The sequence below is a fragment of the Streptomyces sp. S.PNR 29 genome (assembly GCF_030386795.1).
In the GTDB taxonomy this organism is placed as follows: domain Bacteria; phylum Actinomycetota; class Actinomycetes; order Streptomycetales; family Streptomycetaceae; genus Streptomyces.
Window position 1 is genome coordinate 137,253 of record NZ_JANUQM010000015.1, and the last position, 13,712, is coordinate 150,964.

At 68.7% G+C, this 13,712-nt stretch carries 12 protein-coding genes and 3 pseudogenes; 9 read left to right on the forward strand and 6 right to left on the reverse strand.

Translation table 11 applies throughout. From position 1 onward, the window contains the following. Positions 1-152: 152 nt before the first annotated feature. The 4 genes and pseudogenes from NW895_RS33570 to NW895_RS33585 all read left to right on the forward strand — a co-directional run. Positions 153-254: pseudogene (locus NW895_RS33570) on the forward strand (kinase); the annotation flags it as partial. Positions 255-345: 91 nt separating this feature from the next. Further along, positions 346-1,398, forward strand: coding sequence for a MerR family transcriptional regulator (locus tag NW895_RS33575; RefSeq protein ID WP_289940665.1), 1,053 nt, complete (start codon positions 346-348; stop codon positions 1,396-1,398). A gap of 22 nt (positions 1,399-1,420) precedes the next feature. Further along, positions 1,421-1,936, forward strand: a complete 516-nt coding sequence (locus tag NW895_RS33580) for a hypothetical protein (protein ID WP_289940522.1) — start codon at positions 1,421-1,423, stop codon at positions 1,934-1,936. A 62-nt stretch (positions 1,937-1,998) separates the two neighbouring features. Further along, positions 1,999-2,571 carry a GNAT family N-acetyltransferase gene (locus NW895_RS33585; RefSeq protein ID WP_289940523.1) on the forward strand — a complete coding sequence of 191 codons (573 nt, stop codon included), beginning with the start codon at positions 1,999-2,001 and terminating at the stop codon, positions 2,569-2,571. Between the two features lie 361 nt (positions 2,572-2,932). Here NW895_RS33585 and NW895_RS33590 read toward each other — a convergent pair whose 3' ends face one another. From NW895_RS33590 to NW895_RS33600, 3 genes are all read right to left on the reverse strand, one after another. Next, positions 2,933-3,631 carry a TetR/AcrR family transcriptional regulator gene (locus NW895_RS33590; protein WP_289940524.1) on the reverse strand — a complete coding sequence of 233 codons (699 nt, stop codon included), beginning with the start codon at positions 3,629-3,631 and terminating at the stop codon, positions 2,933-2,935. Positions 3,632-3,958: 327 nt separating this feature from the next. Continuing rightward, entirely contained in the window at positions 3,959-4,231 is a 273-nt protein-coding gene (locus NW895_RS33595; protein ID WP_289940526.1) for a hypothetical protein, read from the reverse strand. A gap of 367 nt (positions 4,232-4,598) precedes the next feature. Further along, positions 4,599-5,159, reverse strand: coding sequence for a Tat pathway signal protein (locus NW895_RS33600; RefSeq protein ID WP_289940528.1), 561 nt, complete (start codon positions 5,157-5,159; stop codon positions 4,599-4,601). A gap of 161 nt (positions 5,160-5,320) precedes the next feature. Here NW895_RS33600 and NW895_RS33605 point away from each other — a divergent pair, with 161 nt between their 5' ends. Beyond that, positions 5,321-6,526 carry a hypothetical protein gene (locus NW895_RS33605; protein ID WP_289940529.1) on the forward strand — a complete coding sequence of 402 codons (1,206 nt, stop codon included), beginning with the start codon at positions 5,321-5,323 and terminating at the stop codon, positions 6,524-6,526. A 164-nt stretch (positions 6,527-6,690) separates the two neighbouring features. Here NW895_RS33605 and NW895_RS33610 read toward each other — a convergent pair whose 3' ends face one another. After that, positions 6,691-7,455 (reverse strand): MBL fold metallo-hydrolase, encoded by a 765-nt coding sequence (locus tag NW895_RS33610; RefSeq protein WP_289940530.1) that lies wholly within the window; start codon positions 7,453-7,455, stop codon positions 6,691-6,693. Between the two features lie 339 nt (positions 7,456-7,794). Between NW895_RS33610 and NW895_RS33615 the strand changes: the two genes are divergently transcribed. From NW895_RS33615 to secD, 3 genes and pseudogenes are all read left to right on the forward strand, one after another. Beyond that, on the forward strand, positions 7,795-8,748 hold the full coding sequence (locus NW895_RS33615; RefSeq protein WP_289940531.1) for a sensor histidine kinase: 954 nt from the start codon (positions 7,795-7,797) through the stop codon (positions 8,746-8,748). Then, a complete protein-coding gene (locus NW895_RS33620) occupies positions 8,745-9,410 on the forward strand; it encodes a response regulator transcription factor (RefSeq protein WP_289940532.1) in 666 nt (221 codons plus the stop codon). Before NW895_RS33615 ends, NW895_RS33620 begins: the two co-directional genes overlap by 4 nt. Before the next feature lie 586 nt (positions 9,411-9,996). Further along, positions 9,997-12,224 (forward strand): annotated as a pseudogene (gene secD, locus NW895_RS33625) (protein translocase subunit SecD). A 71-nt stretch (positions 12,225-12,295) separates the two neighbouring features. Here secD and NW895_RS33630 read toward each other — a convergent pair. After that, positions 12,296-12,628 (reverse strand): YetF domain-containing protein, encoded by a 333-nt coding sequence (locus NW895_RS33630; RefSeq protein ID WP_289940533.1) that lies wholly within the window; start codon positions 12,626-12,628, stop codon positions 12,296-12,298. Between the two features lie 128 nt (positions 12,629-12,756). Between NW895_RS33630 and NW895_RS33635 the strand changes: the two are divergent. Beyond that, positions 12,757-12,917 (forward strand): annotated as a pseudogene (locus NW895_RS33635) (cation/H(+) antiporter); the annotation flags it as partial. A 273-nt stretch (positions 12,918-13,190) separates the two neighbouring features. On the opposite strand, the gene NW895_RS33640 reads toward NW895_RS33635, so the two are convergent. Continuing rightward, positions 13,191-13,607 (reverse strand): pyridoxamine 5'-phosphate oxidase family protein, encoded by a 417-nt coding sequence (locus NW895_RS33640; protein ID WP_289940534.1) that lies wholly within the window; start codon positions 13,605-13,607, stop codon positions 13,191-13,193. Positions 13,608-13,712: the final 105 nt, after the last annotated feature.

Genomic DNA, 13,712 nt, shown 5'->3' on the forward strand with positions numbered 1-13,712 from the left:
GCTGAGAAACGATAAGCGGGGCACAGACATGACGTCCATGACAATCCGCCGCCGGGCCTGGCAGGAGCGTGAGACGCGGCCGCACCTCTACGCGGGACTCGCGCCGCACAAGACGTGCGGCATGCCGCTTGGCACGACGCGGTGCGTGCGCTGCCCTGGACGCCGGGGATCACGTCGTCATGGAGGGCATCCTGTACGCCGGCCACTACGGCGACATGCTCGCGCAGCTGCGCGCCGACCACCGCGGCCCGACCCCAGCTACTACCGAAGAACGCCACCGGCCGGCATTGACCTTCCAGTTGGTTGAAGCCCAATGATGGCGGGGTGCCACCTTCTGACGATCTGATGCCGATCGGGGCCTTCGCCCAGCGCAGTGGTCTGACCGCGAGCGCGTTGCGGTTCTACGCCGATTGCGGGCTGCTGCCCCCTGCCGAGGTCGACCCGGTCTCGGGCTACCGCTACTACAGGGGTGACCAGGTGGCGCGGGCAACCGCGCTTCGTCAGCTCCGTGAGATCGCCATGCCCCTCACCGCCGTTGAGGCGGTCCTCGACGCCGTGTCCGACGAAGCGTCCCGGCTGATCGACGAGCACCTCGCGAAGGTCGTGGCAGACGCGGTCGCCGCGCAGCAGAAGGCTGCCGTCATCAGGTCCTCGCTCACTCGTGTGCCCAGCCTGCCGATCGCCGCGTTGAAGGGTCCCGTGCTGGCTGACGCCGTCGAGCAGGTGTTGACTGCAACCGCACGCGAGCCGGGGATGCCGGTACTCGGTGGTCTGCGCATCGAAACGACTCATGAGGCAGTCGCACTCACCGCGACCGACCGCTACCGGCTCTCAACACGAACGCTGGTCCCTGCCGAACCGCCCACCACGACATGGGCTGCCACAGTCCGAGGCGACGAGTTGCGGACCGCGGTCGCCGAAATCCGCCGCAGCGCGCTCGTCCGAGTCGAAGCGACGCCACACGGGATCTGGCTACGCGTGGCAGAGGGGGAGGACCAGCACTGCCGACTGCTGACCGAGGAGTTCCCCGACTACCGGCTGATGCTCGGGGCGCTCCCTGAGGCCACCACCCGTATGACGGTCTCGAAGGATCTCCTCCTGCGCGCTCTGGAAGAACACCCCGGCCACCGGATCACGCTGCGCGCGACCGACCACGGAGTGCACATCCTGCCCACCGATGACGAACACCCTGAAGTCCCGCTCCCCGCGACCGCGACGGGGCGGACCCTCAAGATCTCGTTCGAACTGACCACCCTCTATCCAGCGGTCAGCACCGCCATCGGCCCTGACGTGGTGATTGACCTGCGAGGCCCCGACCAGCCCGCCACCATCCGCTCCGCCGACCGTGGCGATCTCACCACCTTGGCCATGCCCATCAAGCCCGACCACTCCAGCTGAGCACGACGACAAGGACTATTCCATGACCGCCACTCCCACCAGCACCGACCCGACCATGGAAGCCATCGGCAAAGCCGTCGCCGAGGGCCGAGCAGGTGACGTCGCTGCCGCCCGTCAGGAACTCCTGGACCTCTGGTCCGCGATCGGAATCACCGGCGACGCGCTGCACCGCTGCACCCTCGCGCACTACCTGGCAGATCTCCATGAAGACCCCGCCCAGGCCCTGACCTGGGACGTTCGGGCCCTGGACGCTGCGGATGCCGTGACCGACCAACGCGTGCGGCAGCACCACGCCGGCCTCCGTATCGCCGGCTTCTACCCGTCCCTGCACGTCAATCTGGCGGACAACTACCGCCGACTCGGGTCGTTCGAAGCCGCGACCGAGCACATCGACGCGGCCAGGGAGCATGCCCCCGATCTCCCTCAAGGCCTCTACGGTGACCTTCTTCGCGCCGCCATCGAAGAGATTGCCGAGGCCATCGGCCGGCGGGACACCGCGAAACGCGCATCCGCACCTGGCCCCAGCGCCACTTCATAACGGTGCGAGTGGGTGCCGCAAAGGGAGAAGCGGCACCACAGACGCCGTGACATCGTGGTGTCATGACCATCGACGTGCGCCCGGCTTCGGTCTTCGAGGATGTCCGTACCGTGCTCGGCCCGAAGTCGCCTGGAGCGAATGTCTGCTGGTGCCTGAGCTACCGGATCCCGTCCAGGCTCAACAACGAGCTACGCGGGTCCGCCCGAGGGGAGTACGTCGCGGAGCTGTGCCGTACGGAGCCCCCTCCGGGGGTGCTCGCCTACGACGGCGACGAGCCGGTCGGCTGGGCTGCCGTGGCTCCGCGCTCGGACACCTCCTTCGCACGCAACCGCAAGATCCCGCACGTCGACGACCTGCCGGTCTGGTCGCTGTGGTGCATCCGAGTACGCCCCGGTCACCGCAAGAGGGGGATCTCGCACGCCCTCATCGCCGGCGCGGTCGACTTCGCCCGCGCCCACGGTGCACCGGCGGTGGAGGCGTACCCCCTCGACAATGGCGACGCCAAGGTCGACCTGACGATGGCGTACGCCGGAATCCGGAAGAACTTCGAGCGCGCGGGGTTCACCCACGCCGCCGACACCACGTCGGTGCTGGCCGGTCATCCCCGGGTCCTGATGCGTCTCGGCCTGCGCTGACAGACCGCCGGTGGCCTCGGGCTGACGTAGGACGGTAGGACGTCGATGCCGACGCTCCGCGTCATGGTCGAGGGACGTGGAAAGCTGACGGGCAGGTGTCGATCTGCCGACGGCGTTGCGTGAGCTTCTCCTCCGGATGCGGCAGACCCAGGTCGCCGCCGATGCGCTCCGGGCTCGCCGTACGCGCGGTCGACTTCCGGCTCGGCGACTCCCGCTATACGCAGGGAGCAGCTGGGTACGTGCCGCAGGAGGAGCGCGACGAGGACCTCGAACGCATACCCGGCTGGCTGGAGCGTGCACGCGGACGCCGACGGCACACGCCAGCCTCGCGCCTCCGCTCGAAAAGCCATGCGACGCATGCTCACCGTTCGCGCGGTACGCCACACAGGGCGAGCAGATCGTCCATCATGTTCTCGAACAAGGGCAGGTAATCGTCGAACGACGAGGCCAGATGTCCGTAGACGGCCATGCAAAGCAGTCCGTAGATCTGACGCCAGCAGGTGATCATCACCATGGCGACACCGACCGGGTAGTCGTGCCCCATCAGCCGCTGGTAGGCCGCCACCTGCGCCCGAAGGCGCGGCTCCAGCTTTTCCTCTGACGGATGTGGCAGGATGCCCCGACGCCACAGCTGCATGAAGGTTTGTCCGAACAGGCCGCCCAACTCCCGGACCAGTACCTGGTCGACGTGGCGCCCCGAGGCGACCAGCCGTGCGTAGCCGGCGCCCATGAGAAGGTCGAACTCGCCGGGGTTGGCGACCGACCAGTCCAGCACCGCCCGGGTGGCCGCGTAGAGCTGGCCGCCGAAATCTTCCGGGTCTCGGGCGCCTGCCGCCTTCGCGACGATGGCGACGAAGTCGCGTGTGACAGCTTCGTAGACAGCGAGCGTCAGGCCCGCCTTTCCCTCGAAGTACCGATACAACGCCGGTGGAGTGACGCCCACTTCCCGGGCCACCGCGGACAGGCTCAGGGCCTCGGCGCCCTGCGAGGCGATGAGCTCGCGCGCCGCCGTGAGCGCATCGCGTTCCAGTTCGGCGCGCAGACGCTCACGGCGTGACACGGACCGAGCGGCTTCCCCCTCGGTGGACGGTCGCATACTCACTCACACCCCTCTGGCGCTTCATACACACAACTCGGCGCCGCAATCCGGTAGTTGACGGATCATACGACTTGCAGTGAGGCCATGTTACGTGGTTAATACTCTTCACTACGTTTCCGGGTGTCACGAATCGCCACCCGGGGTCGTGAAGGGACAGCGCATGGCCATGAAGCGCGGAGCGGGTCTGGCGCCGCGGCGAGCGGAAGTTGAGCTCACCCCTCGCACACCCGTGCAAGACCAGGTGGCGAGGAGTTCCCCTCATCGACTTCGGTTGCCGGACGGCACGACTCAGGGATGTATCTGCTCGATGAGACGGATGGTGCATGAAGCGTGGCCCTTGCCGTTCTTCGGCAGGATCCAGAAGGAGCCGTCGCTGTCGCGTCCCACCACGCGTGAGGTGCCCTTCAGCGAGTCGGGCACGTGGCTCTTGGCCGCCTTGTGCAGCTCGACGAGTGCCTCTTCCCGGGTTTTGTTCACCGTCCGAATGACCTTGATCTGCCGGTGGGGTGCTGCCCCGTCGGCTGTGACGGTCTCCTCAGCGGTAATCAGCCATGTGGTCATCCACCTGTCTCCTTGTCACTGGTGTCGGCGGCTCGCACCTCGCGAGCCGGGAAATGCATCCGAGCTCGAGCTGGTCTGCTGGTCAGGCGGAGCGGCGCGACAGTCTCCATGTGCGCCTTCGCCGTCCGAATGTCTGCGAGGGGGAGGGGCAGGGGCCGGAGCCCCTGCCCACCTGGTTCGGCCGCGTTCAGCCGCGACCGTTACACGCCTTGCAGTCCCCGCTGCCTCGGCAGCTGTCGCACTTCCATACGCCCCGGTAGCCGGAGCCGCCGCAGGTGGTGCACTTGCCGTCACCCTTGCATCGCTGGCACATGGTGGTCGTTCCTTTCCTGGTCGGTGTGAGTACCTCGGAGGTGGACGGGGTGAGTCAGTAGGCGCGGGCTCGCTCCCAGCCCCGGGAGTTGTTCAGCGAGGTGGTGAAGTAGTAGTTGGGCGCCTTGAACTTGCCGTCGGGCAGGTAGGCGCTGGTCAGGGCGGGGCTGTAGCTACGGAAGATCGCGAGGGACTTGGTGAGACAGTTGTTGGTCAACACGGCGTAGCCGTTGGCCTTCATCTGGCGGTACGTCTGCTGGGCGGACGTGAGCTTGCCGCTCGCGGTGTTGATGCATCGGTAGTAGTCGTAGCGGGCCAGGTTGATGCTGCCGCGCAGCTGCGTCCAGCTGCCGCCCTTGATCCAGCTGCCGTTGTTCTTGCCCGGAGCGGTGTAGCTGTCTCCCTCGGCGTTCTCCGTCGCGCCCCAGATCCAGTGGCTGGAGTTCTTCGGGTCGCGGATGGCCCATGCCACGTGGCCGGCCCCGCGGGCCCCCTCCTTGTCCTGGAACAGGCACACACGGCCGAGCGGTGCGGCGTTCGCGGGGGTGGGCGAAAGAGCGGGCGTTGCAGAGCCGATCAGCGCCGCCGCCAGGGCGGTCAGTGCAGCACGAGGCATGCGTACGTTCGTTCGAATCACGGTTTGTTCCTCTCTCGGAGTTACGTGAGTTGCGGGCTTCGGCGGCGCGGCGGAGCGCCGCCGGAATCGACAGTGCCAAGGGGATCCGAGAGAGGCCACAGCGTCGGAGCGGTGCATGTTGCAGTACAACTTGCACCTCTGTGACCAGCGGTTTCACCGTCACGGTGCAAAAGAGAAGGGGTGTTCAGGTGGGGGATTCACCACCGTCATTCGAGAAACTGGCCGAGGACTTCGCTGACGCCCTCGACGCCTGGTCCCAAGAGGTGAAGGTTGCGCTCAACGGACGACCGCAGAAGGTGCTCGTCAATGGGCTGGGCGTCAACCCGGGGAACGTCTCCAGGTGGCTCGGCGGCCGGGAGCAGATCTGGAAAGGCGGAGCAGCTCTCCCCGGCGCAGGGCTTACTCAGGGAGTCGCAAAGGTCCTTCAGCTTCAAGAAGGCGGGTCCACCCGCCTGATGCAGTTGGCCGGCCAAGTGGACTACCTACAGGCACAGTTGACGGAGCACGGCAGGGACTGGAGGAAGAGAGCCGGAGATCATCTCCAGAGCCTCACCGGGGCACCGCCTGGCACCGTCATCTCTCCAGAGGCGCCTATCGGCGCTACGGAGGATGGGAGCGAACCTGCCTCCCTGTCGCCCACGGGCGGCGACCTGCCTGTTGGTCCTGGTCAACCGGTCACCCAGGACAGCCCGGGCCGGGCGCGCCGGCGGGATCGCATCCCGAAAAAGGCGAGGGTCACTTCCGCTGTCCTCGCCACGCTCGCAGTCGGCGGCGTACTGGGAGCCGCGATCTGGAACGGCGGCACGTCCGATGGGCCTGTTTCGTCGGCCGGTGGTGAAGAGGGTGCTGGCGCGGAGGGGGGAGCCACTGCTGCTCCCGGAGCGCTGGAAAAGGGAGTCCTCGGCGAGGACAGCCGGTGCAGCGCTCCCTTCCACGGTCCGGAGGCAGTCACCTGGAGAGTGTGCGCACGTGTAGAGGCAGAGCGCGTCTCCTTCGCCCTCAAGCTCACCAACCAGGGCCGGGCAGCATCCACGGTCAAGATCCGCCTGGAGTATGTGCGAGCCACCGAATTCCACCCCTGTCCCAAGGCGAGTAGCACCCATTCCCTCAGCATCCCGGCAGGGAGGACCGTCATCACGGATCCCGGGCAGTGCACCGTGCCCCGGGAAGAGGCGCCCGCCGCGTACCAAGGCGCCGGCTGGGTATTGGCCGAGAACGCGAACGCGGGCTCGTACGAGCTGTCCCCCACCGCGAACGTCTACCTCGACCGGGTTATCTGGAAGCCGGACCTGGTGGAGGCGTCGCCCACGAAGAGCCCAGCGCAGGTCGGTGTCCTCGGTGGATGACCGAGGGGCGGTCAACGGTGCTCATGTGCCGGTCTCGGTCGACCCATGCACCGGTGTGGTCAACGACCAGTTGGAACTCGCCGGCCATGTCACGGTCTCGCAGTGACAACACCCTGGGTGTCGATCCGGCAGACCCGCCAGGTGCCCCGGGCCATCAGAGGTCCCTACCGCCCTCGGGCCTGCTCCAGGTTCGACTGGTGGATGGCGGACAGCCAATCCGTATCCGGCCCCAGACGCGCATCGACCGGTTCCTCTCCTCGCCGCAGCGCGTTGATGTAGGCACGATCGGCGGCGAGGCGGGCCGCCACCTCGGGGCCCTTGGCAACGGCGCCGTGGCCGGGGACCACGACATCGACGTGGCCGGCGGCCTCATTCAGCCGGTCGAGTGCCGTTTCGTAGGCGCCCACCTGATCGTCTTGGCGGAAGTCGAAGAGCGGGATCAGGACGTCGGAGAGCATGTCGCCGGCGAGCAGGACGCCACGGTCCGCGAGGAGGATCGCGGCGTGGCCGACAGCGTGCGCTTGATGCTCGATGATCTCGCCCGGCACGGGGCCGCCGTCCGCAGGCAGCGGGGTGACGAGCGCGATCGGCTCGAGAGGGATGCCGGACGCGCTCTCCGCCGCCATCGCCTGTGCCCGCTCTCGGGCTTCACCGGCAACGTGGGCGGCGGCCGGGGTGGCGTGACGTGGCACGTCGCCGAACCGGGGATGCCAGAGCAGATGGTCCCAGTGGGGATGGGTGGAGAACCCGGCGACCACCGGGATGCCGAGCTGGTCCACGTCATCGGCGAGTTGGTTCAATTCGGAGCCATTGATGCCGGGATCGATCAGGATCAAACCATCCTCCCCGCGCACCGCGATGGAATTGGCCCAGACCCAATCGCTCTGCCGGACCCAGACACCGTCGGCCACCTGCTTCAGCTTGCCCATTTCCACTCCAATCGGTTGGTACGGAGCTGAGACTGCGATCCGCGGCCAAATTCATCGCTCTCAGCCCAGGACGCTGCCGCTGACCGGATACCCGATGATCATTCCGAGGCCGACGCGGTCCGAGAACGCCGCCTTCGCACCGCGCGGCGGCTGCGTCCGGGGCCGATCGTGACGTGGTCAGGCCAGGATGCGGAAATGGGCATTGGAGCCCATCGACGAATCAGCGGGGGAGCGGGCAGGCTGGCCGCAGGCCGGTCGAGAGCAGTGGCCGCAGCTCATGCTCGGGGTACGCGGTGACCGACAGCAGAGACAGAGGAATGAAGAGGAAGGCGTCACGCGGTGTCCCTGTTCTGGCGGATCTTCGCTCTCAATGCCGTGGTGCTGGGGGCTGCGACCGCGCTGCTGCTGTGGGCTCCCGTGACCGTTTCCGTACCGGTCTTGCTGACCGAGGCGATCATCCTCCTGGCCGGCCTGGTGGTCATGTTGATCGCCAACGCGGCCCTGCTGCGGATCGGGCTGGCCCCTCTGGACCGGCTGACGAAACTCATGACCACCGTCGACCTGTTGCGCCCCGGGCAGCGGCTGCCGGAACACGGCCGTGGCGGGATCGCCGAGCTGATCCGCACCTTCAACGCCATGCTGGAGAGGCTGGAGCACGAGCGGGCCGCCAGCAGCGCCCGCGTCCTGCTCGCTCAGGAGGCCGAGCGACGCCGCATCGCCCAGGAACTCCACGACGAGGTCGGCCAGAGCATGACCGCGATCCTGTTGGTGCTGAAGCGGGCCGCGGACGAGGCGGACGAGTCCCTGCGCGGTGAGCTGCACCAGGCTCAGGAGATCACCCGGGACAGCCTGGACGAGGTGCGCCGCCTGGTGCGCCGGCTGCGGCCGGGCGTCCTGGAGGATCTCGGCCTGGTCAGCGCCCTGACCTCGCTGACCACCGAGTTCGCCACCCACACCGGGCTGCGCGTTCTGCGCCACTTCGATGCCGGCCTGCCCGCGCTGGATCAGCAGACCGAACTGGTGCTGTACCGCGTCGCCCAGGAGGCCCTGACCAACGCGGCCCGCCACGCTGAGGCCGGCCAGGTGGAGGTGAGCCTGCGCCACAGCGACGGCACGGTGGTGCTGGCCGTCGCGGACGACGGCCGAGGGACAGGGGTCGCGCGCGAAGGCTCGGGGATCCGCGGGATGCGTGAGCGGGCCCTGCTGATCGGGGCCACGCTGGACATTGCCTCCCAGCCGCAGGCCGGTACGCAGGTCCGGCTCGCCGTGCCCGTTCCCAGGAAGCAGCCATGACCACAACCGACACGTCCACGATCCGCATCCTCCTCGCCGACGACCACGCGCTGGTGCGTCGCGGCGTGCGGCTCATCCTTGACCGGGAGCCGGACCTTCAGGTCGTCGCCGAGGCCGGCGACGGCGCTGAGGCCATCGCCCTGGCCCGGACCCACGAGGTCGATCTGGCCGTGCTGGACATCGCCATGCCCCGGATGACGGGTCTGCAGGCCGCCCGCGAGCTGAGCGCTCTGAAGCCGGATGTGCGCGTGCTGATGCTGACGATGCACGACAACGAGCAGTACTTCTTCCAAGCGCTGAAGGCCGGCGCCAGTGGATACGTGCTGAAGTCCGTGGCCGATCGCGATCTGGTCGCCGCCTGCCGGGCTGCGATGCGGGATGAGCCGTTCCTGTACCCGGGCGCGGTCACCGCCCTCATCCGCAACTACCTCGACCGTGTCCGCCACGGCGAGGAACCCCCCGACCAGGTGCTCACGCCCCGGGAGGAGGAGGTGCTCAAGCTGGTCGCCGAGGGCCACTCGTCGAAGGAGATCGCCGAGATGCTCTTCATCAGCATCAAGACCGTCCACCGGCACCGGGCGAACCTGTTGCAGAAACTCGGCCTGCGCGACCGCCTGGAACTCACCCGCTATGCCATCCGTGCCGGTCTCATCGAACCCTGACCCGCCCGGCCGTTTCCGCTCCTCAGCGGGGATCTTGAGGCCCTCGCAGAACAGCTCCTGCCCAGCCGGGGGAGAGACAAGAAGAGAGACAAGAAGGGGGACGGCGTATGGCGCGCTCGTTGCACACCGTTCCCCGCGCGGGAGGCCTCGGCCCAGCAGCGCTGCTCGCTGTCCTGCTTGCGGTCCTCACCGCCCTGATCGGCCCACCAGCGCAGGGCGGCACCTCCGCCACCGACGGCGTGTCGCCGGCTTCCGGTGCCGTCCATCTACAGGCCGGCAGCGCACCGTACGCAGACGGCGGGCACTGCGCCGCCTGCGATGTGCTGGTCCGAAGCCTTCGAGATACCCCCGGCGAGCGTTTTTCGCCGCCGACCTGCGCCACCTTCGCTTCGTACTGCACGGCGTACGGCCCGCCCTCGTCCACCCGCACGCCCCTGCCGGCGGCGAACCCACCCGCCTCCCCGCACCCGGCTGACCGTCACCAGGGACGGGCACCACCCGCGCCCGCAGGCACCTGACCTTCCCCCTTTCTTTCCGTTGGCCGCAGCCACTGTCCTGGCCGCGGTGTGCCTGCCGGAGGCCCACTTTGACCCGCGCTCTGCGCATCCGAGGGCTGCTCGCCCTCGCTGCTGTCGCCCTGTCGCTGTACGTCGCCCTCACTGTGCCCGTCCACCTCGGACTCGATCTGCGCGGCGGCACGCAGATCGTGCTGGAAACCCGCCCCACCGCCACCTCCGACGCCGACAGCGAAACCACCGACCGCACCATGGAGGTGCTGCGCGGGCGCATCGACGCGCTCGGCGTCGCCGAACCCACCCTCGCCCGCTCCGGCAGCAACCGGATCGTCGTCGAACTGCCCGGCGTGCAGGACCCGGCCAAGGCCGGGGACGTGCTCGGCCGCACCGCCCAGCTCACCTTCCACCAGGTGCTCGGCACAGCCGCCCGCGCCGACGACACTGCCGAATCGCTGCCGAAACGGCCCCGCCCGCAGGTTCTGGCCGACGAGTCCAGCCGGCTGCTGCGTCTTGAGGCAGCCTCGCTGACCGGCAAGGACGTCAAGGAGGCCACCGCCCGGTTCGACCAGCAGGGCGGCGCCGGGTGGCAGGTCACCGTCGACTTCAAGGGATCGGGCCGCGACGGCTGGGCCCGCCTGACCGGCCAGGCCGCCTGCCACCCGGCGGGGGACCCGTCCCGAAGGGTCGCCATCGTCCTGGACAACAGGATCATCTCCTCGCCCCAGGTCGACGCCTCGGTCGGCTGCGGCTCGGGCATCAGCGGCGGCTCCACGCAGATCACCGGATCCTTCACCGCTGACGAAGCCAAGGAGCTGGCCCTGCTCATCAACGGCGGCGCCCTGCCCGCACCCGTCGAGACCGTCGAGCAGCGCACCGTCGGACCCACCCTGGGCAAGCAGGCCATCACCGCCAGCGCCTGGGCCGCCGCCGTGGGCACCGCGCTGACCGCGCTCTTCATCATCGCCGTCTACCGGTTCCTGGGCACTCTGGCCACGGTGGCGCTGGCCTGCTACGGCCTGATCTCCTACGCCGCCCTGGCCGCGCTCGGCGCCACCCTCACCCTCCCGGGCCTTGCCGGGTTCGTGCTGGCCATCGGCATGGCCGTCGACGCCAATGTCCTCGTCTTCGAACGCGCCCGTGAAGAGTACGCCTCCCGTAACCGGCCCAGCCCGCGCTCCTCGCTGACCGCGGGATTCCGCGGCGCCTTCAGCGCGATCGCCGATTCCAACACCACCACCCTCATCGCCGCCGGCCTGCTGTTCTTCCTCGCCTCCGGGCCCGTGCGCGGCTTCGGCATCACCCTGGGCATCGGCGTCCTCGCCTCCATGTTCAGCGCCCTGATCATCACCCGCGTCCTCGCCGACCTGGCCGTCTCCCGGCCCTGGCTTCGCCGCCGCCCACACCTGACGGGCATCGCCCACACCGGCATCGTCCGCGACCGCCTCACCCGCATCAATCCCCACCTGATGCGCCGCTCTGGGCGGTGGCTGGCCGTCTCCGCGGCCGTCCTGGCCCTGTCGGCCTCCGGGATCGCCGTGCGCGGCCTCGACTTCGGTGTCGAGTTCACCGGGGGCCGCCTCATCGAATACAGCACCGCCACCCCCGTCGACCCCGACCGGGCCCGCGCCGCTCTCGCCGACGCGGGATTCCCCCGCGCAGTCGTCCAGACCTCCGGCGACAGCCGGCTCACCGTCCGCACCGACCAGCTGACCAACGCGCAAGCGGCCACCGTCACCGACACCATCACCACTCTGACCAGCCGCGCCGATAAACTCCGAGACGAAGCGATCGGCCCCAGCCTCGGCAAGGAACTACGCCACGGCGCCCTCATCGCTCTCGGCAGCGCCCTCGGCGCCCAGCTGCTCTACCTCGCCGCCCGCTTCCGCTGGCTCTTCGGCACCTCCGCGGTCGCCGCCCTCGCCCATGACGTGGTCATCCTCATCGGCATCTTCGCCTGGCTCGGCAAACCCATCGACGGTGTCTTCCTCGCCGCGTTGCTGACCGTCATCGGCTACTCGGTCAACGACTCCGTCGTCGTCTTCGACCGCATCAGAGACCTGACCCGACGCGAGCCCAAGACAGCCTTCGCCGCCACCGCCAACCGCGCCCTGCTGCAGACCCTGCCCCGCACCGTCAACACCGGCCTGGGCGCCGCCTTCATCCTCGGCGCCCTGGCCGTCCTCGGCGGCGACTCCCTCACCGACTTCGCCTCGCCCTGCTCATCGGCCTCGCCGTCGGCACCTACTCCTCCATGTTCACCGCCACACCCTTCGCCGTCGAACTACACAAACGCACGTAGGCGCGGCCCGGTGCTCGTCGACCCCGCAACGGGAGTGTGAAGCAGCCGGCGATGGCGGGGGTGAGGACCGGTCACCGGGTTGGAGGGTGCTGCGGGGCTTCGGTCTCCTCATCCGTGTCGGTCAGCACGCTGATCATCCCGTTGGGCTCCAGGTGGGCCAGGTGCACGCGGGCAGGGTCCTGGATGCCGTGCAGGCGGAGCTGGCTGAGGAGTTCCTGGTCGGTCATGAGCTCGCGGCGCATCACTGTGCGGTCGGGCCGCCCATCCTTGATCAGCTTCTTGGGCCGGGCCTTGAACACCGCTGCGAAGCGAGGGAAGCGGTAGGCGGCGGCGTCGACGGCTGCAGACGGGGCGGGGGCGCGGGACCGGGTCGCCGCCAGGGTCGGCTCGGCAGCGGGTGCCATCGGACCGCGCAACGGAGCTGAGCGGATGTCTCACAGCTCTGCTCCCTTGGCCGCCCCTTGATGCGGGCCGGCCACCCTCGCGATGACGAAGACCGCCGCCTCTGGCTGGACGAGATCGCACGATGGCTGACATCACCTCCGTCGCCGGACCAGTCGCCATCGCCGCAGCACTGACCATCACCATGAACGTGGCCGCGGGACTGCTCACCTCATCGCCAGCTACGTCCTCGTTCTCGCTGTCCTCAGCCCCATCGTCGCCGGACGTTCCCACCTGCTCGCCCACGCCCTGGAGACCGCACACTCGCCGCTGCCCGAGCGCCGAGTGCAACACGCCCATGTGGTCCCCCGCGCACCGATCCGGCGCCGGACCCATCCGACACCACGGCTTCGCCTCCCACCGGCGAAACCGCCCCAGTGCCCTCGTCCGCTGCGACCGCGGAGACGGAGCGATAACCGTCCGATGTGTGCTGAGACCGGCATCGGCTGCGACACGGCTCCAGCGGCCCTGCGAGCCAGTTCGCGGCCCGTCGTTCCGCGACCGCCCGCCGCGGCCGCTGCACCGTCACGACGCCACGGAGTAGCTGAGGTCCGCCGCGGTGAGCGAGGCAGGCTTCAAACGCAGCCACATCGTGCCTCGTTCGCCCGGGTCATCATGCAGGTAGTGCACGAAACGCTCGTCCCACAGAGCCTCGTTCACTCCCAAGTAGCGGGCAAGCTTGCGCCGCCCCCTCGGCACATCGAAAGGCACAAGCTCGGCTCGGCCCCGAGCGATCACTTGCCGGACACGCCCCGTCGCGAGATCGCATTCGTCCACCACGAGGGCGACGTTCGGGTCATCCTTCACGCGGTTGAACAGCCGGGCCCACGGGCCTGTCAAGGTCCAGAAGGCTCCCTCTTCCCAGAGGTACCAGACAGGACGCACCGTTGGCCCGCTCGTCGCGATGCGAGCGGTGAGCGGCTGCTGCAGGAAGGCGTCCACATCGAAACCAGGAGATTCCACATCTCCAATCTTCTGTTGCCGCCGATCACTTGACCACCGACCTACGACCTACGACCAAAGCCCCAGAATGAAGACGTCCCGTGG